Source organism: Pseudomonas sp. PB101 (assembly GCF_009764265.1).
In the GTDB taxonomy this organism is placed as follows: domain Bacteria; phylum Pseudomonadota; class Gammaproteobacteria; order Pseudomonadales; family Pseudomonadaceae; genus Aquipseudomonas.
This window is the reverse complement of sequence record NZ_RWIR01000052.1, coordinates 228656-255084: the sequence shown is the minus strand read 5'-3', so window position 1 is coordinate 255084 and position 26429 is coordinate 228656. Positions and strand designations below refer to the sequence as shown.

Here is a 26429-nt window from a genome sequence, read left to right as displayed (position 1 = left end):
GTGGGAGCGAGCTTGCTCGCGATGGGCCCCACCACGAAATTCAGGCAACAAAAAAGGCCCGTATCTCGCGATACGGGCCTTTTTCGTAAGAGGGAAAAATCAATTACTTGATTTTGCCTTCTTTGTAGATCACGTGCTTGCGAACAACCGGATCATATTTCTTGATCTCGATTTTGTCCGGGGTAGTACGCTTGTTCTTGTCGGTAGTGTAGAAGTGACCAGTACCGGCGCTCGAAATCAAACGAATCAATTCACGCATGATTAGCTCCCTTAAACCTTGCCATCGCGGCGAAGTTCGGCCAGCACGACAGTGATGCCACGCTTGTCGATGATACGCATGCCTTTGGCAGATACGCGCAGACGCACGAAACGTTTCTCTTCTTCAACCCAGAAGCGGTGATGCTGCAGGTTCGGCAGGAAACGACGACGGGTTTTGTTGTTTGCGTGGGAAATGTTATTCCCGGTTACCGGACCCTTACCGGTAACTTGACATACTCTAGACATGCCTCAGCCCTCTAAAACCACATGCCCAACCCGGCATGGGTTGGCCGCTTAATCTCTCAGTCATTTGGCGCCAGGCGCCGCGTTTCTTTAGAGGTCTTACCGGCTACACCTACAGTGAAGGAACCGGGCCCCTAGAAAAGAGCGCTGCTTTATACCAGAAAGACTTGAGAGCAACAACATTCACTGTGCGTTGAATTCACAAAATGCCCGTTTTCCGGGCGCCGAGCGCCTTGGACAAAGGCTATCGTCGATGACGACCGCTCGTCGCAGAGAATCGAACATTCGATCAACCAGGGGGTTTTCTCAACCGCTGCACAGCAAAATCAGTCGCCTATAGTCCTCTCAAAATGAAAAAGGGGATAGTCATTTGCAATAGAGCCCACTAGGGTAAGACTTTTCCAGACTGCACTTGCAGATGGGCCTTCGATCTGTAAAGGAAGCCGACCATGCGCCTCGCTGCCCTACCGCTGTTGTTCGCCCCGCTTCTGCTGAGCCCACAGGCCTTTGCCGCCGCCCTGAGCGTCTGCACCGAGGCCAGCCCCGAGGGGTTCGATGTGGTGCAGTACAACTCGTTGACCACCACCAACGCCTCGGCCGACGTGTTGATGAACCGCCTGGTGGATTTCGACACGGCCAGTGGCAAAGTGGTCGCCAGCCTCGCCGACAGCTGGGAAATCAGTCCCGATGGCCTGACCTACGTGTTCAAATTGCACCCGAAGGTGAAATTCCATCAGACGGAATACTTCACCCCGTCGCGTGAACTGAACGCCGAAGACGTGATTTTCAGCTTCGACCGCATGCTCGACCCGGCCAACGTGTGGCACAAAGTGGCCCAGAGCGGCTTCCCGCATGCGCAATCGATGCAGTTGCCCGCACTGATCAAGAAGATCGACGCCCTCGATCCGCAGACCGTGCGCTTCACCCTCGACCACCCGGACTCGACCTTCCTGGCGACCCTGAGCATGGGCTTCGCCTCGATCTACTCAGCCGAATACGCCGACAAACTGATGAAGGCGGGCACACCCGAGAAGCTCAACAGCCAGCCGATCGGCACAGGGCCGTTCGTTTTCACCCGCTTCCAGAAGGACGCCTCGGTTCGCTACAAAGCCAACCCTGACTACTTCGGTGGCAAACCCACTGTGGATCCGCTGATCTTCGCCATCACACCGGACGCCAACGTGCGCTTGCAGAAATTGCGTCGCAATGAATGCCAGATCGCCCTGTCGCCCAAGCCTCTGGACGTACAAGAAGCACTGAAAGAACCGACCCTGAAAGTCGAAAAGACTGACGCCTTCATGACCGCATTCGTCGGCATCAACAGCCAGCATCCGCCGCTGGACAAGCCAGAAGTGCGTCAGGCCATCAACCTCGCGTTCGACAAGGCCAATTACGTCAAAGCCGTGTTCGAAGACACGGCCGAAGCGGCCAACGGTCCGTATCCGCCGAACACCTGGAGCTATGCGAAAAACCTTCCGGGGTACCCGCATGACATCGCAAAGGCCAAGGCGCTGATGGCCAAGGCCGGGCTCAAGGAAGGCTTCCAGACCACCATCTGGACCCGCCCTTCCGGCAGCCTGCTCAACCCCAACCCGAGCCTCGGCGCTCAATTGCTGCAGTCCGACCTGGCGGAAATCGGCATTCAAGCCGAAATCCGCGTGATCGAATGGGGCGAGCTGATCCGCCGTGCCAAGGCCGGAGAACACGACTTGCTGTTCATGGGCTGGGCTGGCGACAACGGCGACCCGGACAACTTCCTCACGCCGCAGTTTTCCTGCGCAGCCGTCAAGTCCGGCACCAACTTCGCCCGCTACTGCAACCAGGATCTGGACAAGCTGATCAGCGCCGGCAAGACCACCGGCGAGCAAGGCGTGCGCACCAAGCTCTACGAGCAGGCCCAGGCGCAGATCCAGCAGCAGGCGCTGTGGCTGCCCCTGGCCCACCCGACGGCCTTCGCGCTGACACGCAAGGATGTCGAGGGGTACTCGGTCAGCCCGTTCGGGCGGCAGGATTATTCGAAGGTAAACCTCAAATAATCTGACACAACACAAAACCCTGTAGGAGCCGGCTTGCTGGCGATAGCGTCGGCACGCTAAGCCCCCATGCTGGATCTGCCGGCCCCATCGCCAGCAAGCCGGCTCCTACAATGTCCGCGTGCATCCCATTACATCCACCCATACTCCGCCATCGACAGCGGATCGCCGTCGCCGATGATGAAGTGGTCCAGCACCCGCACGTCAATCAACTCCAACGCCTTTTGCAGGCGCTTGGTCAGCACCCGGTCGGACTGACTGGGGTCGGTGTTGCCCGAAGGATGGTTGTGACAGAGGATCACTGCCGCTGCGTTGTTGGCCAAGGTGCGCTTGACCACCTCTCGCGGATGGACGCTGGTGTTGTCGATGGAGCCGCGAAACAGCGTCTCATAGGCCAGTACCTGATGCCTGGAATCGAGAAACAGGCAGCCAAACACCTCGTGTGGCTCGTGGCGCAGCATCGATTTCAGGTACTCGCGAACCGCGTGGGGATTCTCCAGTGCCGATTTCTGGCGCGCACGTTCGGCCAGATGGCGCCTGCTCATTTCTTGCGCAGCCTGCAACTGGGCAAACTTCGCCGGCCCAAGCCCCAACTGCTTGCTGAACGTTTCCTGATCGGCCTCGAACAGCAAACGCAGGCTGCCAAACTGATTCAACAGGTGTCGCGCCAGATCTACGGCACTTTTACCCACCACACCCGAGCGTAAAAAGATCGCCAGCAGCTCGGCGTCCGAAAGGCTTTCCGCACCCTGTTCAAGCAACCTCTCCCGCGGTCGTTCCGCCGCCGGCCAATCGCGAATACTCATAGCACCTCCCTGTCTGTGGGCGCCGCTGTTCCGTAGCGGTCGCTGTGATATCGTAGCCCATCTTTTTTGCGGGCGAATTCACCCTGGGGAGGGGGTTTCGCCACGTATGTCACCAACGAACTGAAAGGCAGGCCTATGCAGCGGCTGTATCGGAAACGCATTGTTCTGGGCGTCGGCGGCGGTATCGCTGCCTACAAGAGCGCCGACCTGGTTCGCCGCCTGATCGATCAGGGCGCCGAAGTGCGCGTGGTCATGACCCGTGGCGGCGCGGAATTCATCACCCCGCTGACCATGCAGGCCCTGTCGGGGCACCCGGTGCACCTGGACCTGCTGGACCCGGCAGCCGAAGCGGCGATGGGCCACATCGAGCTGGCCAAGTGGGCCGACCTGGTGCTGATCGCCCCCGCCACGGCGGACCTGATCGCACGCCTGGCACAGGGCATTGCCGACGACCTGCTGACCACACTGGTGCTGGCCACCGATGCGGTGGTCGCCGTTGCACCGGCAATGAACCAGGCCATGTGGCGCGATCCAGCAACCCAGGCCAACCTGCAAACCCTCGAAAGCCGCGACATCAAGGTCTTCGGCCCGGCCTCCGGCAGCCAGGCCTGCGGCGACGTCGGCCTGGGCCGCATGCTCGAAGCCACTGATCTCGCCCAATGCGCGGCCGACTGCTTCAAGCGTCAGGCCCTGACCGGCAAACACGTGGTGATTACCGCAGGTCCGACCCAGGAAAACATTGACCCGGTGCGCTACATCACCAACCACAGCTCCGGCAAGATGGGTTTCGCCCTGGCCGAAGCGGCGGTCGAAGCCGGCGCCCGCGTCACCCTGATCAGTGGTCCCGTGCACCTGCCGACCCCGGATCGCGTCACCCGCATCGACGTCGTCAGCGCCCGCGACATGCTGGCCGCCTGCGAAGCGGCGATTCCTTGTGACCTGTTCATCGCCTCGGCAGCAGTCGCTGACTACCGACCGGAAGTCGTCGCCCCACAGAAACTCAAGAAAGATCCTACGAACGGCGACGGCTTGTTGCTGCAGATGGTGCGTAACCCGGACATCCTGGCCACCATCGCCACCCGCCCCGACCGCCCGTTCAGTGTCGGTTTTGCCGCCGAGACCGAGCACCTGCTCGATTACGCTGCACGCAAGTTGAAAGACAAGAACCTCGATTTGATCGTCGCCAACGACGTCGCCAACCCGAGCATTGGCTTCAACAGCGAAGAAAACGCCTGCAGCGTCATCGACCGTGAGCTTCACGCCACACTTTTCGCCCAGACCAGCAAGAGCAAGATTGCTCGCCAGCTGATCACTTTTATCGCCGAACGTCTGAACCAGGTTTAATTTACATGCACGCTTTGCAAGCCAAGATCCTCGACCCTCGCATCGGTACCGAATTCCCGCTGCCGCAATACGCCACACCGGGCTCCGCCGGCCTCGACCTGCGCGCCATGCTGGAGCAGGACACCGTGATCAAGCCGGGTGAAACCGTGCTGATCCCTACCGGCCTGTCGGTCTACATCGGTGACCCGAACCTGGCGGCGCTGATCCTGCCGCGCTCGGGCATGGGCCATAAGCACGGCATCGTGCTGGGCAACCTGGTCGGCCTGATCGACTCCGACTACCAGGGCCCGTTGATGGTCTCCTGCTGGAACCGTGGCCAGACCGCATTCACCATGCCGGTCGGTGAGCGCCTGGCGCAACTGGTGCTGGTGCCGGTGGTACAGGCTCACTTCGAAATGGTTGAAGAGTTTGTTGAAACCGAGCGTGGCACCGGCGGCTTCGGCCATACCGGCACCCGTTGATTCGGTAGAGATCCTTTGTGGTGAGGGAACTGGCTTCCTCACCACAAAATTCAAATTGTCATCTGCAGCGTTTAGTACCGAGAATCAAGGCATTGCCCGGCCAAACCCTTGCCGCCATGGGCGTCATGGCCCTTTCACACCACGAACTCTCTGTGGAAATCGCCGTCATACCCTTCAGTTTGAGCCTGCCGCCGAATGATTCGGCGGCCTGTCCAGCCACTTTCGAGATGGAGCATTTCCACAGATGAACACCCCGGCCAAAATCGCACCCAAGTTCCCGGACAGCATCTTCCGCGCCTATGACATTCGCGGCACCGTCCCGGAGTTCCTGAACGCTGAAACCGCTTACTGGATCGGCCGCGCCGTCGGCACCCAAAGCCTGGCCCAGGGCGAGCCAAACGTGTCCGTCGGTCGCGATGGCCGTCTGTCCGGTCCGGAACTGGTCGCCCAACTGATCAAAGGCATCGCCGACAGCGGCTGCCATGTCAGTGATGTCGGCCTGGTCCCGACTCCGGCACTGTATTACGCCGCCAATGTGCTGGCCGGCAAATCCGGTGTAATGCTCACCGGCAGCCACAACCCGTCGAACTACAACGGTTTCAAGATCGTCATTGCCGGCGACACCCTGGCCAACGAACAGATCCAGGCCCTGCACGACCGCCTCAAGACCAACGACCTGAGCAGCGGCCAGGGCAGCATCACCCAGGTCGAGATCCTCGAGCGCTACAACAACGAAATCGTCCGGGACATCAAACTGGCCCGTCGCCTGAAAGTGGTTGTCGACTGCGGCAACGGCGCGGCCGGCGTGATCGCCCCACAGCTGATCGAAGCGCTGAACTGCGAAGTCATCCCGTTGTTCTGCGAAGTGGATGGCAACTTCCCGAACCACCATCCGGACCCGGGCAAGCCTGAAAACCTCGTGGACCTGATCGCCAAGGTCAAGGAAACCAACGCCGACATCGGCCTGGCCTTCGACGGCGACGGCGACCGCGTCGGCGTGGTGACCAACACCGGCAGCATCGTCTACCCGGACCGTCTGCTGATGTTGTTCGCCCGTGACGTTGTCGCGCGCAACCCGGGCGCCGAGATCATCTTCGACGTCAAATGCACCCGCCGCCTGATCCCGTTGATCAAGGAATACGGTGGCCAGTCGCTAATGTGGAAGACTGGTCACTCGTTGATCAAAAAGAAGATGAAACAATCCGGTGCCCTGCTGGCCGGCGAAATGAGCGGGCACATCTTCTTCAAGGAGCGCTGGTTCGGTTTCGACGACGGCATTTACAGCGCCGCTCGGTTGCTGGAAATCCTCAGCAAGGAAAAATCCTCGGCGGAAGAGCTGTTTGCGACCTTCCCGAACGATATTTCTACGCCGGAAATCAATATCCATGTGACCGAAGAGAGCAAATTCAGCATCATTGATGCACTGCACGACGCACAGTGGGGCCCAGGCGCCGACCTGACCACCATTGACGGCGTGCGAGTCGACTACGCCAAAGGCTGGGGCCTGGTACGCGCATCCAACACCACACCGGTGCTGGTGCTGCGTTTCGAGGCCGATGACGAGGCTGAATTGCAGCGCATCAAGGACGTATTCAAAGTCCAGTTGAAGCGTGTTGCACCTGATCTCCAACTACCGTTCTGATTCACCCGGAGCCCTGAATGACCCTCGAACGCGAAGCCGCCGCCAACACCGCCAAGGTCCTGTCCGAAGCGCTGCCTTACATCCGCCGTTATGTCGGCAAGACCCTGGTGATCAAATACGGCGGCAACGCGATGGAAAGCGAGGAGCTGAAAACCGGCTTCGCCCGCGACATCGTGCTGATGAAAGCCGTGGGCATCAACCCGGTGGTGGTTCACGGCGGCGGCCCGCAAATCGGTGACCTGCTCAAGCGCCTGTCGATCGAGAGTCACTTTGTCGACGGCATGCGCGTCACCGATGCCGCGACCATGGACGTGGTGGAAATGGTCCTGGGCGGCCAGGTCAACAAGGACATCGTCAACCTGATCAACCGTCATGGCGGCAGCGCCATCGGCCTGACCGGTAAAGACGCCGAGCTGATTCGTGCGAAGAAGCTCACCGTCACCCGCCAGACCCCGGAGATGACCACCCCGGAAATCATCGACATCGGCCATGTGGGCGAAGTAGTCGGCATCAACACCGACCTGCTGAACCTGCTGGTCAAGGGCGATTTCATCCCGGTGATCGCACCCATCGGTGTTGGTGCCAACGGCGAGTCGTACAACATCAACGCTGACCTGGTGGCCGGTAAAGTCGCCGAGGCGTTGAAAGCCGAGAAGCTGATGCTGCTGACCAACATCGCCGGCCTGATGGACAAGTCGGGCACGGTCCTGACCGGCCTGACAACCCAGCAAGTCGACGACCTGATCGCCGACGGCACCATCTACGGCGGCATGCTGCCGAAGATCCGTTGCGCGCTGGAAGCGGTCCAGGGCGGCGTGGGCAGCTCGTTGATCATCGACGGTCGCGTGCCGAACGCGATCCTGCTGGAGATTTTCACCGATACCGGTGTGGGCACCCTGATCAGCAATCGCAAGCGTCCGTAAGCGATCGCGCAAACAAAAAGACCCCGCTCGGCCTGGCTGAGCGGGGTCTTTTTTATTCCACAGTTCCTGTAGGAGCGAGCTTGCTCGCGAAAAACGTCAACGATAACGCGGGGCGCCTGGCGAAAAGAGGCGCTCTGACGTGCATCGCGAGCAAGCTCGCTCCTACAAGGGAATAGCGATTAAACGCCGAACTGCGCGCGGTAGGCCTCGACTGCTGGCAAATGCTGCTTGAGCTGCGGATCGTCCGCGAGGAATTCCAGCACCTGGTTGAGCGACACAATGCTGATCACCGGGATGCCGAAGTCACGCTCGACCTCCTGGATCGCCGACAACTCACCGTTGCCGCGCTCCTGACGGTTCAGGGCGATCAGCACGCCAGCGGCCTTCGCGCCTTCCTGGGAGGCGATGATCTGCATCACTTCACGAATCGCGGTGCCGGCAGTGATCACGTCGTCGATGATCAACACGTCGCCGGTCAGCGGTGCGCCGACCAGGCTGCCGCCTTCGCCATGGGCCTTGGCTTCCTTGCGGTTGAAGCACCATGGCAGATCACGGTTGTGATGCTCGGCCAGGGCCACGGCGGCGGTCGCCGCCAACGGGATGCCTTTGTAGGCCGGGCCAAACAGCACGTCGAAGGGAATGCCGCTCTCGGCAATGGCAGCGGCGTAGAAACGACCCAGCTGCGCCAGGGCCGAACCCGAGTTGAACAGGCCGGCATTGAAGAAGTAAGGACTTGTGCGCCCGGACTTCAGGGTGAACTCACCGAAGCGCAAAACGCCGCGATCGATGGCAAAACGGATGAAATCGCGCTGATACGCTTGCATGAAAAAACCCCAAATACCACGGATTTAGCTAATTAGCTTGACGCCGTGTATCATACACGCACGCGATTTTTGGGGCCATTTATGCGGATCATCAGTGTGAACGTCAATGGTATTCAGGCTGCAGTCGAGCGTGGTTTGCTCAGTTGGCTGCAAGCACAGAATGCCGACGTCATCTGCCTGCAGGACACCCGCGCCTCCGCCTTTGAACTGGACGATCCAGCCTTCCAACTGGATGGATACTTCCTTTATGCCTGCGATGCCGAAGTCCCCGCCCAAGGTGGCGTGGCTTTGTATTCGCGGCTGCAACCGAAGGCTGTCATCAGCGGTCTCGGTTTCGAGACGGCCGACCGCTACGGGCGCTACCTGCAAGCCGATTTCGACAAGGTCAGCATCGCGACCTTGCTGCTCCCTTCGGGGCAGAACGGCGATGAAGACTTGAACCAGAAGTTCAAGCTAATGGACGACTTCGCCCGTTATCTGGATAAACAGCGACGCAAACGTCGCGAGTACATTTATTGTGGCTCGCTATACGTGGCGCAACAGAAGCTGGATATCAAGAACTGGCGCGACAGCCAGCAATCTCCGGGCTTCCTGGCACCTGAGCGTGCCTGGATGGACGAGATTGTCGGCAACATGGGTTATGTCGATGCCCTGCGGGAAGTCAGCCGTGAAGGCGACCAGTACAGCTGGTGGCCGGACAACGAACAGGCGGAGATGCTCAACCTCGGTTGGCGCTTCGACTATCAACTGCTGACCCCGGGCCTGCGCCGCTTTGTACGCAGCGCGCGCCTGCCACGTCAGCCGCGGTTCTCGCAACACGCACCGCTGATCGTGGATTACGACTGGACGCTGACCATTTAAGTGATTCTTCACTGAGTGACAGCCAAAAAAATGCCCGTATCGCAAGATACGGGCATTTTTTGTGCGCTCTAAACGTCAAGTCGCAACGAAGAATGGTAGTGCAAGGTACAACTTGATCACGATGACATTAACAATGTCGATGAAAAAGGCACCCACCATTGGCACTACCAGGAACGAGATCTGCGAAGGCCCGTAGCGCTGTGTCACCGCTTGCATGTTGGCGATGGCTGTTGGCGTAGCGCCCAGTCCAAAACCGCAGTGCCCCGCCGCCAGTACTGCCGCATCGTAGTTACTGCCCATCATCCTGAACGTTACAAAGATCGCAAACAAAGCCATGACCAATGTTTGCGCAGCCAGGATGATAAAGATCGGCAAGGCCAGTGCAGCCAGGTCCCAAAGTTTGAGTGACATCAGGGCGATCGCCAGAAACAGCGACAAGCTGACATTCCCCAACACCGAGACTTCACGCTCAAACACCTGATACACGCCAAGCGCCGAAAGCCCGTTTCGCAAAACCACGCCCACGAACAACACGCAAACGAATGTCGGCAACTCAAATGCGGTTCCCTGGAGCCAGCCATTGAGAAGTGTGCCCGTCAGCAGGCTGACAGCGATCAGCGCCAGTGTCTCGACTAGAGAAAACGACGTGATCGAGCGCTCTTTGTTCGGTTGTTCAAAGCCCTTGGGCAACCGTGGCTTTTCCTGCTGGCAACCGGGTGTCTGGACACGGCTGATAAGCAGGCGGGCAACAGGCCCACCAATCAAACCACCCAACACCAGGCCAAACGTTGCGGAGGCCATTGCCAGTTCAGAGGCGGAAGCCAGACCGAACTTCTCGCTGAACGTCGCCCCCCATGCCGCACCTGTTCCGTGACCGCCCGCCAGAGTTATCGAGCCCGTCAACAAGCCCATCAAAGGATCGAGCCCCAACGCCGTAGCGAGCCCGATGCCCATGGCATTCTGGATCACCAGAAGTGCGACGACCGCCAGCAGAAAGACCCCAACGACGCGCCCACCCTTCTTCAGGCTGGCGAAATCCGCGCTCAAACCGATAGTGGCAAAAAACGCCAGCATCAACGGCGTTTGCAGCGAAGTATCAAAGCGGACTTCAATATCGAGGCTTCTCAATGCCAGAAGAGTCAAGGCAACCACTAACCCGCCCGCTACGGGTTCGGGGATATTATAAGTACGTAGAAAACCGACACGCGTGACAAGACCCCGTCCCAGCAAAAGTACTAAAGAGGCGGCGACAAGTGTTCCGTAAAAATCAAGCTGAAGCATTCTGGATACTCTTTCTTATATATTCAGGGGCGAACTTTTTACCTGGACACGCTCTTGAACAGGCTGAGTTGTCTCAACACTGGTTGGCATTTGATTCAGAGGCCGTCAATGGTCCGAATATATCGAAATATTTCATGATGAATATTACCTGGGGCAACCTTATCAACCGCCAAGTCTCATTGCCAAGCATACAAGCCATACTGGGCTTTGCAGTTTGTGTCTAAACGTGTAAGAACTATTATGTGTACGAATTAACTTCAACTGACTTACGTACAACCAAGTACGCAATATTAGAGATTAATCTGATTGCAAAAAAACAAATGCCCCGACAGGTCGGGGCATTTGTTTTTTAACTGTGCTTCAAACAGCAACCGTGTCTCGGCTTACTTGATCAGCCGCCAGGTGAACGGATATCGATAAGGTTGCCCCTCATTGGCCTTCACTCCGGCAATGATCGTCAGCACCAATGCACCGATGGCGATCAAGCCAAACAGGAAGAACCCGATAATCAACAGCATCAGCAGGAAGCAGATGGCCGAGGCGATGGCGACGGTGAGCTGGAAGTTCAGCGCTTCCTTGCCCTGAGCGTCGATGAACGGGTCCATCTCGCGCTTCATTTGCCAGAGAATCAGCGGGCCGATGATCGTCCCGAACGGAATCCAGATCCCCAACAAGGCGGACAAGTGACAAAACATTGCCCATTGGCGCACCTCTCGGCTCGGCGTGGGCAGCGGTAGTTGTTCGTCACTCATGGTGTCCTCCTTGCCTGGAGCGGTCCGGTCAGTCGGTCAACGCGGCCTTTTGCAGTTCGAAGATTTCGTTCATGCCTTTCTTGGCCAGTTCGAGCATGGCGTTCAGCTCTTCAGGCTGGAACGGCGCGCCTTCGGCAGTGCCCTGGACTTCGATGAAGCCGCCAGCGCTGGTCATTACCACGTTCAGGTCGGTCTCTGCGGCCGAGTCTTCCAGGTAGTCGAGGTCGAGCACGGGCTCACCCTTGTACATGCCTACGGAAACAGCGGCGATCATCTGCTTGACCGGGTCGCCGCCCTTCAGGCCGCCCCGCTTCTTGATGACTTTCAGGGCATCGATCAGCGCAACCATGGAGCCGGTGATCGAAGCCGTGCGGGTGCCGCCATCGGCCTGGATCACGTCGCAGTCGACGTACAGGGTGACGTCGCCCAGCTTGGTCATGTCCAGCGCCGCGCGCAGGGAGCGACCGATCAGACGCTGGATTTCCAGGGTACGGCCGCCTTGCTTGCCACGACTGGCCTCACGCTGGTTACGCTCGCCGGTAGCGCGCGGCAGCATGCCGTACTCGGCAGTCAACCAACCCTGGCCCTGGCCTTTCAGGAAACGCGGTACGCCCGGTTCAACGCTGACAGTGCAGATGACCTTGGTATCACCGAACTCGACCAGCACAGAACCCTCGGCGTGCTTGGTGTAGTTGCGGGTGATGCGGATCGAGCGGAGCTGATCGGCAGCGCGACCACTTGGACGTATCATAGGGAATACCTGTACTGGGGACGGAAAACTGCGGAGCATTATAGGGCCGACGGCCGCCACTGGGCACTTCTAAAAAAATCCACCGATGACCGATGGCTCTGCGCTGCACGTCGCTGCCAGCCTGCCGCTCTTTGTCACACCCTGTGTTTGGGCGCATCCGCGCCACTGCGCTACAATCCTGCGCCTTTGCTGCCAGTCGGCTTTAATTCATTGATATCGGACTCCCGGAACCACGGTTCTGCGCCGATCTGCATTGCGAGGTACCGCCATGGTGCACAGCATGACCGCCTTCGCCCGCGTCGAAAAAGCCGGCGTCCAGGGCACCCTGAGCTGGGAACTGCGCTCGGTCAACAGCCGCTACCTGGAACCCCACCTGCGCCTGCCGGAGTCTTTTCGCGACCTCGAGGGTGCTGTTCGTGAGGCCCTGCGCCAGGGCGTATCGCGGGGCAAGCTCGAATGCACCCTGCGCTTTACCGAAGAAAACACCGGCAAAGCGCTGCAAATCGATCAGGAACGCGCCGCGCAACTGGTCGCCGCCGCCGAAACCATCGCCGGCCTGATCAAAAACCCGGCAGCGCTGAACCCTCTGGAAGTCCTGGCCTGGCCCGGCGTACTGGTAGGCGACGCCACCGACCCGCAGGCCTTGAACGCCGAAGCGCTGGCACTGTTCAATCAGGGCCTCAAAGAGTTGAAGGCCGGCCGCGAGCGCGAAGGCGCGGAGCTGGCACGGCTGATCAACGAGCGCCTGAGCTCCATCGAAGAAGACGTGGTGACCCTGCGCGAACTGGTCCCGCAGATGCTCGCCACCCAGCGCCAGAAAGTCCTCGACCGCTTTGCCGACATGAAGGCCGAGATGGACCCGCAGCGCCTGGAACAGGAAATGGTCATGCTCGCGCAAAAAAGCGACGTCGCCGAAGAACTGGACCGCCTGAGCACCCACATCATCGAAGTTCGCCGGGTGCTCAAATCCGGTGGCGCCGCCGGTCGGCGCCTGGACTTCCTGATGCAGGAACTCAACCGCGAAGCCAACACACTGGGCTCCAAAGCCTTCGACCCGCGCAGCACCCAGGCTGCGGTCAACCTCAAGGTGTTGATCGAGCAGATGCGCGAACAAGTGCAGAATATTGAGTAAGGCTACCCCGACATGACCCACAGCACTGGCACCCTGTACATCATTTCCGCCCCTTCGGGCGCGGGCAAGAGCAGCCTGGTCAAGGCCCTGACCGACGCCGATCCGGAGATCCGCGTCTCGGTCTCCCACACCACCCGCGCCATGCGCCCGGGCGAAGTGGACGGCGTGAACTACAACTTCGTCGCGCGCGAACAGTTCGTGAAGATGATCGAGCACGGCGATTTCCTCGAGCGCGCCGAAGTGTTCGGCAATCTCTACGGCACTTCGCAAAGCCACTTGCAGCAGACCCTGGACGAAGGCCACGACCTGATTCTGGAAATCGACTGGCAAGGTGCCGAGCAAGTGCGCAAGCTGATGCCGCAGGCCCGCTCGGTCTTCATTTTGCCGCCGTCGTTGCAGGCCCTTCACCAGCGCCTGACCAATCGCGGCCAGGACAGTGACGAGATCATCGACGGCCGCATGCGCGAAGCCGTCAGCGAGATGAGCCACTATGTCGACTACGACTACCTGATCATCAACGACGATTTCGCCCACGCGCTGCACGATCTGAAGGCGATTTTCCGCGCCAATCAGCTGATTCAGAAGCGTCAGCAACAGCGTCACGGCAAATTGCTGGCGGAATTGCTTGGCTGACAGCACTTCCCAAAACAGCTGCAAGGGCTTTACATTGGCACTTGCAGCGCGTTGAAGGGCTTGGTCAAAAAATCAGCGCTTCCCTAATCGCTGGTGATTTTTTAAACTGTTGAGTCCGCTCGCCCATCCGGGCAGCGCGCATATTGCATTTGCTACGAGGAAGACCATGGCCCGCGTAACCGTTGAAGACTGCCTAGAACACGTGGATAACCGCTTTGAGCTGGTCATGCTCTCTACCAAGCGTGCCCGTCAACTGGCCACCGGCGGCAAAGAGCCGAAAGTAGCATGGGAAAACGACAAGCCTACCGTCGTCGCCCTGCGCGAAATCGCTGAAGGCCTGATCGACTACGCAGCTATCGCTGAAGCCGAAATCGTTGAAGATGAACCGCTTTTTGCTGCATTCGAGGACGAGTCCAACGAGGCCGTCTAAGCCTATGCCTGGTCGACGTAGCACGGCGCGGGATAAAAGCTTGCGGCAGGAGATATCATGCCGAGCATAGACGCCCTCGCCGATCGCTTATCGACCTACCTCGGCAATGACCAGGTCAACCTGGTCCGCCGAGCGTATTTCTACGCCGAACAAGCCCACGACGGTCAACGCCGCCGTAGCGGTGAGGCGTACGTCACGCATCCTCTTGCCGTGGCCAATATTCTTGCCGACATGCACATGGACCATCAGAGCCTGATGGCTGCGATGCTGCATGACGTGATCGAAGACACCGGTATTGCCAAGGAAGCGCTGCAAGCGCAGTTCGGCGAAACCGTGGCCGAACTGGTCGACGGGGTCAGCAAACTGACCCAGATGAACTTCGAGACCAAGGCTGAAGCTCAGGCTGAAAACTTCCAGAAAATGGCCATGGCCATGGCCCGCGACATTCGCGTGATCCTGGTCAAGCTGGCCGACCGCCTGCACAACATGCGCACGCTGGAAGTGCTGTCCGGCGAAAAACGCCGGCGCATCGCCAAGGAAACCCTGGAAATCTATGCGCCCATCGCCAACCGGCTGGGCATGCACGCCATCCGCATAGAATTCGAAGACCTCGGCTTCAAGGCCATGCACCCGATGCGTTCCGCGCGGATCTACCAGGCCGTCAAGCGCGCCCGGGGCAACCGCAAGGAAATCGTCAACAAGATCGAAGAATCCCTCAGTCACTGCCTGGCCGTCGACGGTATCCAGGGCGAGGTCAGCGGTCGCCAGAAACACCTCTACGGCATCTACAAGAAAATGCGCGGCAAGCGTCGGGCCTTCAACGAGATCATGGACGTCTACGCGTTCCGGATCATCGTCGACAAGGTCGATACCTGCTACCGCGTGCTGGGTGCTGTACATAACTTGTACAAACCGCTGCCGGGACGCTTCAAGGATTACATCGCGATCCCCAAGGCCAACGGCTATCAGTCGCTGCATACCACGCTGTTCGGCATGCACGGTGTACCGATCGAGATCCAGATCCGCACCCGTGAAATGGAGGAGATGGCCAACAACGGCATCGCCGCCCATTGGCTGTACAAATCCAGCGGCGACGAGCAGCCAAAAGGCACTCACGCCCGCGCCCGCCAGTGGGTCAAGGGCGTGCTGGAAATGCAGCAACGTGCCGGCAACTCGCTGGAATTCATCGAAAGCGTGAAGATCGACCTGTTCCCGGACGAGGTCTACGTGTTCACGCCAAAAGGCCGGATCATGGAGCTGCCCAAGGGCTCCACGGCAGTCGACTTCGCTTACGCGGTGCACACCGACGTGGGCAACAGCTGCATCGCCTGCCGGATCAACCGTCGTCTCGCACCGCTGTCCGAACCGTTGCAAAGCGGCTCCACGGTCGAGATCGTCAGCGCACCCGGCGCGCGACCGAACCCGGCCTGGCTCAATTTCGTGGTCACCGGCAAAGCGCGCACGCACATCCGCCATGCGCTGAAGCTGCAACGCCGCTCCGAATCCATCAGCCTAGGCGAACGCCTGCTGAACAAGGTGCTCAACGGCTTCGACAGCTCGCTGGAAAAAATTCCGGCCGAGCGCGTCAAGGCCATGCTCGTCGAGTACCGCCTCGAATTGATCGAAGACTTGCTGGAAGACATAGGCCTGGGTAATCGCATGGCCTATGTGGTCGCCCGTCGCTTGCTCGGCGAAGGCGAACAGTTGCCGAGCCCGGAAGGCCCGCTGGCAATTCGCGGTACCGAAGGCCTGGTGCTCAGCTACGCCAAGTGCTGCACGCCGATCCCGGGCGACCCGATTGTCGGCCACCTGTCCGCCGGCAAAGGCATGGTCGTGCACCTGGACAACTGCCGCAACATCAGCGAAATCCGCCACAACCCGGAAAAATGCATCCAGCTCTCGTGGGCCAAGGATGTCACCGGCGAATTCAACGTCGAGCTGCGCGTCGAGCTGGAACACCAGCGCGGCCTGATCGCACTGCTGGCCAGCAGCGTCAATGCCGCCGACGGCAACATCGAGAAAATCAGCATGGACGAACGCGATGGTCGCATCAGCGTGGTCCAGTTGGTGGTCAGCGTGCACGATCGCGTGCACCTGGCCCGCGTGATCAAGAAACTGCGTGCCCTGACCGGGGTGATCCGCATCACCCGCATGCGCGCGTAACCCACCCTTCAAGGAGCTATCCATGACCAAGACTGTTATCACCAGCGACAAGGCCCCGGCCGCCATCGGTACTTACTCCCAGGCGATCAAGGCTGGCAACACCGTCTACATGTCGGGTCAGATTCCCCTGGACCCAAAAACCATGGAACTGGTTGAAGGCTTCGAAGCCCAGACCGTCCAGGTGTTCGAGAACCTCAAAGCCGTAGCCGAAGCGGCCGGCGGTTCGTTCAAGGACATCGTCAAGCTGAACATCTTCCTCACCGACCTGAGCCACTTCGCCAAGGTCAACGAGATCATGGGCAAGTACTTCGACCAGCCTTACCCTGCCCGCGCCGCCATCGGCGTAGCAGCCCTGCCAAAGGGTTCGCAGGTTGAAATGGATGCCATCCTGGTCATCGAGTAATGCGTGCGGCGCAGCCCCGGGCTGCGCCGACTGCTCTGCTGTAAAGAAAGCTTGAAAGGATTCCACCATGCGCAACGCGCTTGCTCTCTCGCTGCTCGCCCTGCTCCTGGGCGGATGTGCCAGCAACCCTGCCGATCGCGATATCAGCGGCACCTGGATCAACCAGGTGGCGATCGATGCTGCCGCCAAGGGCGTCCCCCTGCGTGAAGCGCTCCAGGCCAATGGTCCGAACCTGGAATGGGACATCAACACCAAGGCCGGTCAGGCCCGCTACACCAACGGTTTTGAAAATGTCGACGGCAAGCTGCTGGGTGAAGAGTCCGGCGCCTGGAAAGTCGACTTTTATGGCAGCTCGGCCAGTGAGCTCAAGCGTGACGGCAAACAACTGAGCCAGTCCGCCAGCGACAACGAGCCTGAGCAAGTCTTCGACCGCGTACAGATCCAGGTACCGGATGGCGCACCGATGGGCGCCAGCTTCGAACGCGCACTGTATTCAGCCTACATGGGCGGCGGCTGGACAATCGTCAACGGCCCGGGCGAAGGCAGCACGGTTCAATTCCAGGCCGACGGCCAGGTGACCGGCCTGCCGGGCACTGATCGTTATGCGCTGTGCCTGGCCGGTGATTGCGCATCCATGAGCGGCGGCAATGACAACATGTGGCTGCAACTCAATGGCCAGGGCAACGCCTGGATCTTTGCGCGCAAGGGCAAGGAGCTGGAGATTTTCCAGACCGTGAACACGGCGCAGGCGGACGAGATGCCTCAGTACACGCCGGGTGATCGCAAGTGGTTGCTCGAGAAGCAATAAGCTGGATTTGAAGCCAACTGATAACCCTGTGGGATCGCCGCACCGCCGCTCCCACAGGTGTTTACGGTGCCTGGAAGTCAGCAGCGCCCTTCCAGAATCGCCGCATAACCTTCGCGAAAACTCGGATACATCGGCGTCCAGCCCAACGCCCTGGCCCGCGCATTGCTGCAGCGCTTGCTACCAGTGCGTCGCACGCTGTCGTTATCGGCCCACTCGGTCACACCCAGATACTCACGCAACCAGCCCACCACATCAGCCAGCGCTGCCGGCTCGTCATCAACACCGATGTAGACATCATCCAGCGCCACGCCACGCCGATCCGCCTCAAGCAGGCACGCCATCAACCCTGCGGCATCGTCGGCATGGATCCGATTGGCATACAACGGTGGCTCGACCACCACGCGATAGCCCCGGCGCACCTGCGTCAGCAACCACTCGCGGCCGGGACCATAAATGCCCGTCAGGCGCACGACACTGGCCGGGATACCGCTCTTGAGCGCGAGTTGCTCGGCTTCGAGCATCACACGACCCGAATAGCCGGCCGCCACGGCAGGTGAGCTCTCATCGACCCATTCACCTTCCTGCTGCCCATAAACACTGCTGCTGGACACGAACAGCAGACGGTTGGGCACCTGCCCGTAGTCGCCCAGCCACTCCAGCACATGCTCCAGACCCTGGACATACGCAGCGCGGTAACCGGCTTCGTCGTGATCGGTGGCCGCCGCGCAATACACCAGGTAGTCCACGGCACCGATTGGCCAAGTGGCCGGACACTCTTTGTTGAACAAATCACCGGCAACGCCGATGACGCCGGCGGGCAGACGCGAAACGTCACGCCGCAGGCCATGGACCTCCCATCCCGCCGCCAGCAATTGTGTGGCCAGGCGGCCGCCAACATCACCGCAGCCGGCGATCAAAACAGTAGGCGCAGACATCAGAAAACTCCCATCGCAAAGCCACAGACTAGCGCCGGCAATAGACAGGCGGCTAGCAATGCAGGAAAAAAAGAGACTCTATTACTTCTGTTAACAAGAATTACTTGCAATAATACACGCCACTTTTGTTCTCGGCCCTTCGAGGCCTGGAAGAACATCACCCGTTTTTTTCTCTCAGGTCCGGCCAGCATGACACGCAATCAATTCCCCGCTTCGCCAACCAAACGACCTCGCGCCTGGAGCGCAGTGGCCGCCCTGCTGCTCAGCCTGATGCTCGCACCAGTCGCCGCGTTCGCCGATGCGCAGGCGCCTGCCGCTCCGGCCGCCGCCGCAGCACCTGCACCTGCACCTGCCGATCACGCCGCCCCGGCCATTGCTCCGGCCGCAGCAGATCCTGCACAGGCAGCACCGGCAGACACCCTGGGTGAAGACGTTCCTGAAGTCCTCGAAGCCGACAACACCCTGGGCATGGCCCATGACCTGTCGCCGTGGGGCATGTACCAGAATGCCGACATCATCGTGAAAATCGTGATGATCGGCCTGGCCATCGCCTCGATCATCACCTGGACCATCTGGATCGCCAAGGGTCTTGAGCTGATGGGCGCCAAGCGTCGTCTGCGTGGTGAAATCGCCCAACTGAAAAAATCCGCCTCCCTCAAGGAAGCCAGCGCCACCGCGGCGAAGGAAGGCACCCTGGCCAACCTGCTGGTACATGATGCTCTCGAAGAGATGCGCCTGTCGGTCAACAGCCGTGAGAAAGAAGGCATCAAGGAACGCGTCAGCTTCCGTCTTGAGCGTCTGGTCGCGGCCTGCGGTCGCAACATGAGCAGCGGCACCGGCGTGCTGGCCACCATCGGTTCCACTGCGCCGTTCGTCGGCCTGTTCGGCACCGTGTGGGGCATCATGAACAGCTTCATCGGCATCGCCAAGACCCAGACCACCAACCTCGCCGTCGTGGCCCCCGGCATCGCCGAAGCCTTGCTGGCTACCGCGTTGGGCCTGGTTGCAGCGATCCCTGCGGTGGTGATCTACAACGTCTTTGCCCGCTCCATCGCCGGTTACAAGGCCCAGGTGTCCGACGCGTCGGCCCAGGTCCTGCTGCTGGTCAGCCGCGACCTCGACCACCAGCCTGAGCGCAGCTCGCAACCGCACATGGTGAAAGTGGGGTAATCGGCCATGGGCCTGCATTTGAAAGAAGGGGCAGACGACGATCTGGCCGAAAACCACGAAATCAACGTCACGCCGTTCATCGACGTGATGCTGGTACTGCTGATCATCTTCATGGTGGCGGCCCCGCTGGCCACCGTGGACATCAAGGTCGACCTGCCCGCCTCCACCGCCAAACCGGCGCCGCGGCCAGAGAAACCGGTGTTCCTCAGCGTCAAGGCTGACCAGCGCCTGTTCCTCGGCGAAGACGAAGTGAAGGCCGAAGCACTCGGCGCCACGCTCGACACCAGGACCCAGGGCAAGAAAGACACGACGATCTTCTTCCAGGCCGACAAAGGCGTGGATTACGGCGACCTGATGAGCGTGATGGATAACCTGCGCTCTGCCGGCTACCTGAAAGTGGGTCTGGTCGGTCTCGAGTCGGCAGTCAAGAAATGATCAGGACGCGCCATAAGCTGACGCGTTACAGCGGTAGCCTGGCCGTGGTGCTGGGTGTTCACGCGCTGGCCATCGCGCTGGCGTTGAACTGGTCCGCCCGTCCGCCCATTGAATTGCCCCCACAGGCAATGATGGTCGAGCTGGCGCCGGTTCCTGCCCCGCCACCGCCCGCTCCGCCGAAAGTCGTCACCCCGCCGCAGCCACCGGCTCCGGTTGAAGAACTGCCGATACCCAAGCTCGCTGAAGCGCCGAAAGCTGAAATTGCCGTGCCCAAGCCCGTCAAGCCAAAGCCCAAGCCACAGCCGCCCAAACCGGTCGAGAAGAAACCTGATCCGCCGAAGGAAAAACCGGCCGAAGAGAAACCTGCCGAAACGCAGCAGACTCAGGCTCCCACGCAGAAATCCGCGCAGCCCGCGCCTGGCCCTTCGCCGGCTCAACTGGCGGCCAAGGCCAGCTGGCAAGGCACGCTGCTGGCGCACCTGCAGAAGTACAAGAAGTATCCGGCCAGTGCACAGGCGCGGGGCAAGGAAGGCATGAACCGTCTGCGTTTCGTCGTGGATGCCGAAGGCAATGTGTTGTCGTTTGAGCTGGTAGGTGCCTCGGGCACTGCGGATCTGGACCGGGCCACCCTGGAAATGATCCGCCGCGCCCAACCGCTGCCCAAGCCACCGGCCGACATGCTGACCAACGGCTCCATCGAAATCGTTGCACCCTTTGTGTATTCGCTGGAAAAACGCCGCCGTTAAAAACGTCGCGCAGCCCTGTGTAGGAGCGAGCCTGCTCGCGATGGTCGTCAACGATAACGCGGCGAGCCTGACACCCCGCGAAGGTGTCAGGTTTTTCGCTAGCAATCGCGCCCCTACACACACCCAGTCTGATAACGTGCGTCTATCGATTGCAGCCGGTATGCTTGGCCCGCAACTTCATGGACGCTTGCTATGACCCTCACAGAATTACGCTACATCGTTACCCTCGCCCAAGAGCAGCACTTCGGCCACGCGGCCGAGCGCTGCCACGTCAGCCAGCCAACCCTGTCGGTGGGCGTGAAAAAGCTTGAAGACGAACTCGGTGTGCTGATTTTCGAGCGCAGCAAAAGCGCCGTGCGCCTGACCCCGGTCGGCGAAGGCATCGTGGCCCAGGCGCAGAAAGTGCTGGAGCAGGCCCAGGGCATCCGCGAATTGGCCCAGGCCGGCAAAAACCAGCTGACCGCCCCGCTGAAAGTCGGCGCGATCTACACCGTCGGACCGTACCTGTTTCCGCACCTGATTCCACAACTGCACCGGGTCGCCCCGCAGATGCCGTTGTACATCGAAGAAAACTTCACCCACGTGCTGCGCGACAAGCTGCGCAACGGCGAGCTCGACGCGATCATCATCGCCCTGCCGTTCAACGAAGCCGATGTGCTGACCCTGCAGCTCTACGACGAGCCGTTCTACGTGCTGATGCCGGCGCAGCACCCTTGGACACAAAAGGAATCCATCGACGCCAGCCTGCTCAACGACAAGAGCCTGCTGCTGCTCGGCGAAGGCCACTGCTTCCGTGACCAGGTGCTGGAAGCCTGCCCGACCCTGACCAAGGGCAACGACGGCGCCAAGCACACCACGGTGGAATCCAGCTCGCTGGAAACCATTCGCCACATGGTCGCATCCGGCCTGGGTATTTCGATCCTGCCGTTGTCCGCGGTCGACAGCCATCACTACGCGCCCGGCGTGATCGAAGTGCGTCCGCTGTCCGCACCCGTACCGTTTCGCACCGTGGCCATTGCCTGGCGCGCCAGCTTCCCGCGCCCGAAAGCGATTGAAATCCTCGCTGACTCCATTCGCCTGTGCTCGGTGGTCAAGCCAGCGGCACAAGTCGCTGCGGGTTAAGCGACGGTCATGAGCGAGTTGTCGCAAGTGTCGGTGACGGCACTCAAGGGTGTCGGTGAAGCCATGGCCGAGAAACTGGCCAAGGTCGGCCTGGAGAATCTCCAGGACGTGTTGTTTCACCTGCCGCTGCGCTATCAGGATCGCACCCGCGTGGTTCCGATCGGCGCGCTGCGACCTGGCCAGGATGCCGTCATCGAAGGCACCGTCAGCGGCGCCGACGTGGTCATGGGGCGTCGACGCAGCCTCGTGGTTCGGCTGCAGGACGGTACCGGCGGACTCAGCCTGCGCTTCTACCATTTCAGCAACGCGCAGAAAGAAGGCCTCAAGCGCGGCACGCGGATTCGCTGCTACGGCGAGGCGCGGCCTGGTGCTTCGGGGCTTGAGATCTACCACCCGGAATACCGCGCCATTACTGGTGACGAGCCGCCGCCGGTGGATGAAACCCTGACCCCGGTCTACCCGCTCACCGAAGGCCTGACCCAACAGCGCTTGCGCCAGTTGTGCATGCAGACCCTCACCCTGCTCGGCCCCAGCAGCCTGCCCGACTGGCTGCCGAACGAACTGGCCCGCGACTACCAACTGGCGCCGCTGGCCGATGCGATTCGCTACCTGCACAACCCGCCCGCCGATGCCGACGTCGATGAGCTGGCCCTCGGTCACCACTGGGCGCAGCACCGCCTGGCCTTCGAAGAACTGCTGACCCATCAGCTGTCGCAACAGCGCCTGCGCGAAAGCATGCGCTCCCTGCGTGCGCCGGCGATGCCCAAGGCCACGCAACTGCCAGCCAAATACCTGGCCAACCTCGGCTTCAAACCGACCAGCGCCCAGCAACGGGTTGGCAACGAAATCGCCTACGACCTCAGCCAGCATGAACCGATGCTGCGGTTGATCCAGGGCGACGTCGGCGCCGGCAAAACCGTGGTCGCCGCCCTCGCCGCGCTGCAAGCGCTGGAGGCTGGTTATCAGGTGGCCCTGATGGCGCCCACCGAGATTCTCGCCGAGCAGCACTTCATCACCTTCAAGCGCTGGCTCGAACCGCTGGGCATTGATGTCGCCTGGCTGGCCGGCAAGCTCAAGGGCAAGAACCGCGTCGCCGCGCTGGAGCAAATCGCCAGCGGCACGCCGATGGTCGTCGGCACCCACGCACTGTTCCAGGACGAAGTGCAATTCAAGAACCTGGCGCTGGTGATCATCGACGAACAGCACCGCTTCGGCGTACAGCAGCGTCTGGCCTTGCGGCAGAAAGGCGTCGGCGGGCGCATGTGCCCGCACCAACTGATCATGACCGCCACGCCGATTCCGCGCACGCTGGCCATGAGCGCCTACGCCGACCTCGACACCTCGATCCTCGACGAACTGCCCCCCGGCCGAACCCCGGTCAACACCGTGCTGATCACCGACACCCGACGGGTCGAAGTCATCGAGCGGGTGCGTAGCGCCTGCGCCGAAGGGCGCCAGGCCTATTGGGTGTGCACGCTGATCGAAGAGTCGGAAGAGCTGACCTGCCAGGCCGCCGAAACCACCTATGAAGACCTCACCGCCGCCCTCGGCGAACTGAAGGTCGGGCTGATCCACGGCCGCATGAAACCTGCGGAAAAAGCTGCAGTGATGGCTGAATTCAAGGCTGGCAACCTGCAACTGCTGGTGGCGACCACGGTGATCGAAGTGGGCGTCGACGTGCCCAACGCCAGCCTGATGATCATCGAGAACCCCGAGCGCCTGGGCCTGGCACAACTGCACCAATTGCGCGGCCGCGTCGGCCGGGGCAGCGCGGCCAGCCATTGCGTGCTGCTCTACCATCCACCGCTGTCGCAGATCGGCCGTCAGCGCCTGGGCATCATGCGCGAAACCAACGATGGTTTTGTCATCGCCGAAAAGGATCTGGAACTGCGCGGCCCCGGCGAAATGCTCGGCACCCGGCAAACCGGCCTGCTGCAATTCAAGGTCGCCGACCTGATGCGCGACGCCGATCTGCTACCCGCCGTACGGGATGCCGCCCAGGCATTGCTCGAGCGCTGGCCGACCCACGTCAGCCCGCTGCTCGACCGTTGGCTGCGTCATGGCCAACAATACGGCCAAGTGTGACAACCGTCACGGTTTCTGAGGCGTGGCCCAAGGCAAGCTGGTTATACTCCTGCAATTGTTCAAGTACGGATACAGACCATGACCGAAGTTGCCCTCGCACCCGACACCCCGCACGCTCCGTCGGTTATTCGGCTGATGCTGGGCAAATTGGGCATTGCCTATGAAGAAGTGCTGGACCGTCACGGCCTCAATCCCGCGCGCAAGGTGCAGGCCGTTCTGCTCGATGACAGCGTTGGCGTATTGATGGTGCTGTTCCCGCAGAGCCAATTGCTGGACCTCAATCGCCTCACTGAACTCACCGGCCGCCGCCTCGCCGCCGTACCGACCGAACGCCTGAAAAAAATGCTCGGCAAGCACAATCTCAGCTTGCTGCCGGGCCTGCCGGCGCTGACCAGCTCACCGTGCCTGTATGACGAAAGCCTGCTGCGCGAGCCGAAGTTGCTGATCAACTCCGGTGAACCGGGCGTGCTGCTGGAAATCTCCAGCGAAGACTTCAAGACGACCATGCTGACCAAGGCCAGCGCCGCCAACTTCGGCGAAAACCTGAGCAGCATTCGTCCGAACCTCGACCGCCCCGATGACGACCGCGAGGAAATCACCCAGGCCGTCCAGGCGTTCACCGCACGACGCATCCAGCAACGTCTGGAAGCGACCATTGAAATTCCGCCGCTGGCCGAAACCGCACAGAAAATCATCAAGCTGCGCGTAGACCCCAACGCAACCATCGACGACATCACCGGCGTGGTCGAAACCGACCCGGCGCTGGCCGCACAGGTCGTGAGCTGGGCGGCCTCGCCGTACTACGCCTCGCCGGGCAAGATCCGTTCGGTGGAAGACGCCATCGTGCGCGTGCTGGGCTTCGACCTGGTGATCAACCTGGCGCTGGGCCTGGCGCTGGGCAAGACCCTGAGCCTGCCCAAGGACCACCCGCAACACTCCACGCCGTACTGGCAGCAATCGATCTACACCGCCGCGGTGATCGAAGGCCTGACCCGCGCCATGCCACGCACCCAGCGTCCGGAAGCCGGCCTGACCTACCTGGCCGGTCTGCTGCACAACTTCGGCTACCTGCTGCTGGCCCACGTATTCCCGCCGCACTTTTCGCTGATCTGCCGCCACCTGGAGGTCAACCCGCACCTGTGCCACAGCTTCGTGGAACAACACCTGCTGGGCATCAGCCGTGAACAGATCGGCTCATGGCTGATGCGCTACTGGGACATGCCCGAAGAACTGGCCACCGCCCTGCGCTTCCAGCACGACCCGGCCTACGATGGCGCCTACGCCGAATACCCGAACCTGGTGTGCCTGGCGGTGCGCCTGCTGCGCAGCCGAGGCATCGGCTCGGGCCCGGACGAAGACATCCCTGACGCACTGCTGGAACGCCTGGGCCTGAGCCGCGAAAAAGCCAACGACGTGGTCAGCAAGGTTCTGGAGGCTGAAGTGCTGCTGCGCGAACTGGCTTCGCAATTCACTCAAGGCTGAAAAGCAATCGCGAGCAGGCTCGCTCCCACAGGATTCAGGTGATCCCTGTGGGAGCGGGCTTGCCCGCGATGAATATCACTCGATCTACCTGAAAGACCTCAAGCCTTCGGCTGGGCCTTCTTCGGCTTCAAATACTTGGTCAACCCCTGGAACCAGATCACCAGCGCCGGGTTGCCCTTGATCTGAATCGACTTGTCCTGAATCCCCGTCATGAACGCCAGTTGCTTGTTCTTCGCCTGCATCGTGGCAAAGCCGTACGCGGCGTCTTTGAAGGCAATCGCAAACGCAGGCTCGGTATGCACGCCCGATTGGCTGGTGATGCGCTGGTCCTTCACGCGGAAATGCCGCGCCACTTTCCCGTCCAGGGTCTGTAGCTGAAACACCAGGTCCTTATCACCCAACTGCTGCTGAAACGCCGGATTGGTCCGGCTGGCCTTACCCATCAACAAACCCAGCATCCACAGCAGAAAACGAAATTTCATGCGCACAGCCTCAAGAGAAAAATGAACGGCCGGGGCAGTGTAGCGACTTACAAACAGAACGCCACCTTCGAGTTACGTTAGAAGAAGATGAGCTACATTTGCCGCATGATGACTGCCAAGTCACACTTTCTTAACGCAGGATACTTGCCGGCTCCTACAGTGATCGCATTGCCTTTCGCGTCCCATAAAAAATGGGCACCCAACCTGGTTGGCGTGCCCATTCC

The 26429-nt window shown here is 60.6% G+C and carries 26 protein-coding genes and 1 pseudogene; 18 read left to right on the top strand and 9 right to left on the bottom strand.

Going from position 1 to position 26429, the window contains the following annotated elements:
- Positions 1 to 103 precede the first annotated feature (103 nt).
- Positions 104 to 259: a 50S ribosomal protein L33 gene (rpmG, locus tag EI969_RS16245; RefSeq protein WP_003177274.1), complete on the bottom strand. Its 156-nt coding sequence runs from the start codon at positions 257 to 259 to the stop codon at positions 104 to 106.
- Between the two features lie 11 nt (positions 260 to 270).
- On the bottom strand, positions 271 to 504 hold the full coding sequence (gene rpmB / locus EI969_RS16240; protein ID WP_007975166.1) for a 50S ribosomal protein L28: 234 nt from the start codon (positions 502 to 504) through the stop codon (positions 271 to 273).
- Positions 505 to 950: 446 nt separating this feature from the next.
- On the opposite strand from rpmB, the gene EI969_RS16235 reads away from it, so the two are divergent.
- Positions 951 to 2537 carry an ABC transporter substrate-binding protein gene (locus tag EI969_RS16235; protein ID WP_160388673.1) on the top strand — a complete coding sequence of 529 codons (1587 nt, stop codon included), beginning with the start codon at positions 951 to 953 and terminating at the stop codon, positions 2535 to 2537.
- Between the two features lie 128 nt (positions 2538 to 2665).
- Here the strand turns inward: EI969_RS16235 and radC are convergent, their stop codons facing one another.
- On the bottom strand, positions 2666 to 3340 hold the full coding sequence (gene radC / locus EI969_RS16230) for a DNA repair protein RadC (protein ID WP_160388672.1): 675 nt from the start codon (positions 3338 to 3340) through the stop codon (positions 2666 to 2668).
- A gap of 135 nt (positions 3341 to 3475) precedes the next feature.
- Here radC and coaBC point away from each other — a divergent pair, with 135 nt between their 5' ends.
- From coaBC to argB, 4 genes and pseudogenes are all read left to right on the top strand, one after another.
- Complete coding sequence (gene coaBC, locus EI969_RS16225; protein WP_160388671.1) at positions 3476 to 4684, top strand: bifunctional phosphopantothenoylcysteine decarboxylase/phosphopantothenate--cysteine ligase CoaBC; 1209 nt, start codon at positions 3476 to 3478, stop codon at positions 4682 to 4684.
- 5 nt (positions 4685 to 4689) lie between these two features.
- On the top strand, positions 4690 to 5145 hold the full coding sequence (dut, locus tag EI969_RS16220; protein WP_160388670.1) for a dUTP diphosphatase: 456 nt from the start codon (positions 4690 to 4692) through the stop codon (positions 5143 to 5145).
- A gap of 265 nt (positions 5146 to 5410) precedes the next feature.
- A pseudogene (locus EI969_RS16215) lies at positions 5411 to 6787 on the top strand (phosphomannomutase/phosphoglucomutase); the annotation flags it as partial.
- 17 nt (positions 6788 to 6804) lie between these two features.
- Positions 6805 to 7710 carry an acetylglutamate kinase gene (gene argB, locus EI969_RS16210; RefSeq protein ID WP_008047078.1) on the top strand — a complete coding sequence of 302 codons (906 nt, stop codon included), beginning with the start codon at positions 6805 to 6807 and terminating at the stop codon, positions 7708 to 7710.
- Between the two features lie 179 nt (positions 7711 to 7889).
- On the opposite strand, the gene pyrE is transcribed toward argB, so the two are convergent.
- Positions 7890 to 8534 (bottom strand): orotate phosphoribosyltransferase, encoded by a 645-nt coding sequence (pyrE, locus tag EI969_RS16205; RefSeq protein WP_160388668.1) that lies wholly within the window; start codon positions 8532 to 8534, stop codon positions 7890 to 7892.
- An 81-nt stretch (positions 8535 to 8615) separates the two neighbouring features.
- Between pyrE and EI969_RS16200 the strand changes: the two genes are divergently transcribed.
- Positions 8616 to 9395 carry an exodeoxyribonuclease III gene (locus EI969_RS16200; RefSeq protein WP_003176915.1) on the top strand — a complete coding sequence of 260 codons (780 nt, stop codon included), beginning with the start codon at positions 8616 to 8618 and terminating at the stop codon, positions 9393 to 9395.
- Positions 9396 to 9470: 75 nt separating this feature from the next.
- Here the strand turns inward: EI969_RS16200 and gltS are convergent, their stop codons facing one another.
- The 3 genes from gltS to rph form a co-directional block, all read right to left on the bottom strand.
- Positions 9471 to 10676, bottom strand: coding sequence for a sodium/glutamate symporter (gene gltS, locus EI969_RS16195; protein WP_160388667.1), 1206 nt, complete (start codon positions 10674 to 10676; stop codon positions 9471 to 9473).
- 383 nt (positions 10677 to 11059) lie between these two features.
- A complete protein-coding gene (locus EI969_RS16190) occupies positions 11060 to 11428 on the bottom strand; it encodes a DUF4870 domain-containing protein (RefSeq protein WP_160388666.1) in 369 nt (122 codons plus the stop codon).
- A 28-nt stretch (positions 11429 to 11456) separates the two neighbouring features.
- The gene (gene rph, locus EI969_RS16185; protein ID WP_160388665.1) at positions 11457 to 12179 is read right to left on the bottom strand and encodes a ribonuclease PH; all 723 of its coding nucleotides are present in this window, start codon (positions 12177 to 12179) and stop codon (positions 11457 to 11459) included.
- Between the two features lie 268 nt (positions 12180 to 12447).
- Here rph and EI969_RS16180 point away from each other — a divergent pair, with 268 nt between their 5' ends.
- The 6 genes from EI969_RS16180 (at position 12448) to EI969_RS16155 (ending at position 17748) form a co-directional block, all read left to right on the top strand.
- Positions 12448 to 13311 (top strand): YicC/YloC family endoribonuclease, encoded by an 864-nt coding sequence (locus EI969_RS16180; RefSeq protein WP_160388664.1) that lies wholly within the window; start codon positions 12448 to 12450, stop codon positions 13309 to 13311.
- Positions 13312 to 13323: 12 nt separating this feature from the next.
- Positions 13324 to 13944, top strand: a complete 621-nt coding sequence (gmk, locus tag EI969_RS16175; RefSeq protein WP_160388663.1) for a guanylate kinase — start codon at positions 13324 to 13326, stop codon at positions 13942 to 13944.
- A gap of 166 nt (positions 13945 to 14110) precedes the next feature.
- Positions 14111 to 14374, top strand: a complete 264-nt coding sequence (rpoZ, locus tag EI969_RS16170; protein ID WP_007921129.1) for a DNA-directed RNA polymerase subunit omega — start codon at positions 14111 to 14113, stop codon at positions 14372 to 14374.
- Between the two features lie 57 nt (positions 14375 to 14431).
- Entirely contained in the window at positions 14432 to 16537 is a 2106-nt protein-coding gene (gene spoT, locus EI969_RS16165; RefSeq protein ID WP_160388662.1) for a bifunctional GTP diphosphokinase/guanosine-3',5'-bis pyrophosphate 3'-pyrophosphohydrolase, read from the top strand.
- Between the two features lie 22 nt (positions 16538 to 16559).
- Positions 16560 to 16940 (top strand): RidA family protein, encoded by a 381-nt coding sequence (locus EI969_RS16160; protein ID WP_003229509.1) that lies wholly within the window; start codon positions 16560 to 16562, stop codon positions 16938 to 16940.
- A 67-nt stretch (positions 16941 to 17007) separates the two neighbouring features.
- Positions 17008 to 17748, top strand: a complete 741-nt coding sequence (locus EI969_RS16155) for a hypothetical protein (protein WP_160388661.1) — start codon at positions 17008 to 17010, stop codon at positions 17746 to 17748.
- A 77-nt stretch (positions 17749 to 17825) separates the two neighbouring features.
- Here the strand turns inward: EI969_RS16155 and EI969_RS16150 are convergent, their stop codons facing one another.
- A complete protein-coding gene (locus tag EI969_RS16150; RefSeq protein WP_160388660.1) occupies positions 17826 to 18683 on the bottom strand; it encodes an SDR family oxidoreductase in 858 nt (285 codons plus the stop codon).
- 189 nt (positions 18684 to 18872) lie between these two features.
- On the opposite strand from EI969_RS16150, the gene exbB reads away from it, so the two are divergent.
- From exbB to EI969_RS16120, 6 genes are all read left to right on the top strand, one after another.
- Positions 18873 to 19853, top strand: coding sequence for a tonB-system energizer ExbB (gene exbB / locus EI969_RS16145; RefSeq protein ID WP_160388659.1), 981 nt, complete (start codon positions 18873 to 18875; stop codon positions 19851 to 19853).
- A 6-nt stretch (positions 19854 to 19859) separates the two neighbouring features.
- Positions 19860 to 20288, top strand: coding sequence for a TonB system transport protein ExbD (gene exbD / locus EI969_RS16140; protein WP_160388658.1), 429 nt, complete (start codon positions 19860 to 19862; stop codon positions 20286 to 20288).
- Entirely contained in the window at positions 20285 to 21034 is a 750-nt protein-coding gene (locus EI969_RS16135; protein ID WP_160388657.1) for an energy transducer TonB, read from the top strand. The genes exbD and EI969_RS16135 overlap by 4 nt, the downstream gene beginning before the upstream one ends.
- 192 nt (positions 21035 to 21226) lie before the next feature.
- On the top strand, positions 21227 to 22156 hold the full coding sequence (locus EI969_RS16130) for a hydrogen peroxide-inducible genes activator (protein ID WP_160388656.1): 930 nt from the start codon (positions 21227 to 21229) through the stop codon (positions 22154 to 22156).
- A gap of 9 nt (positions 22157 to 22165) precedes the next feature.
- Positions 22166 to 24241: an ATP-dependent DNA helicase RecG gene (recG, locus tag EI969_RS16125; protein ID WP_160388655.1), complete on the top strand. Its 2076-nt coding sequence runs from the start codon at positions 22166 to 22168 to the stop codon at positions 24239 to 24241.
- A 78-nt stretch (positions 24242 to 24319) separates the two neighbouring features.
- A complete protein-coding gene (locus tag EI969_RS16120; RefSeq protein ID WP_160388654.1) occupies positions 24320 to 25723 on the top strand; it encodes an aminoacyl-tRNA deacylase and HDOD domain-containing protein in 1404 nt (467 codons plus the stop codon).
- A 98-nt stretch (positions 25724 to 25821) separates the two neighbouring features.
- On the opposite strand, the gene EI969_RS16115 is transcribed toward EI969_RS16120, so the two are convergent.
- Entirely contained in the window at positions 25822 to 26205 is a 384-nt protein-coding gene (locus EI969_RS16115; protein WP_160388653.1) for a helicase, read from the bottom strand.
- Between the last annotated feature and the right edge of the window lie 224 nt (positions 26206 to 26429).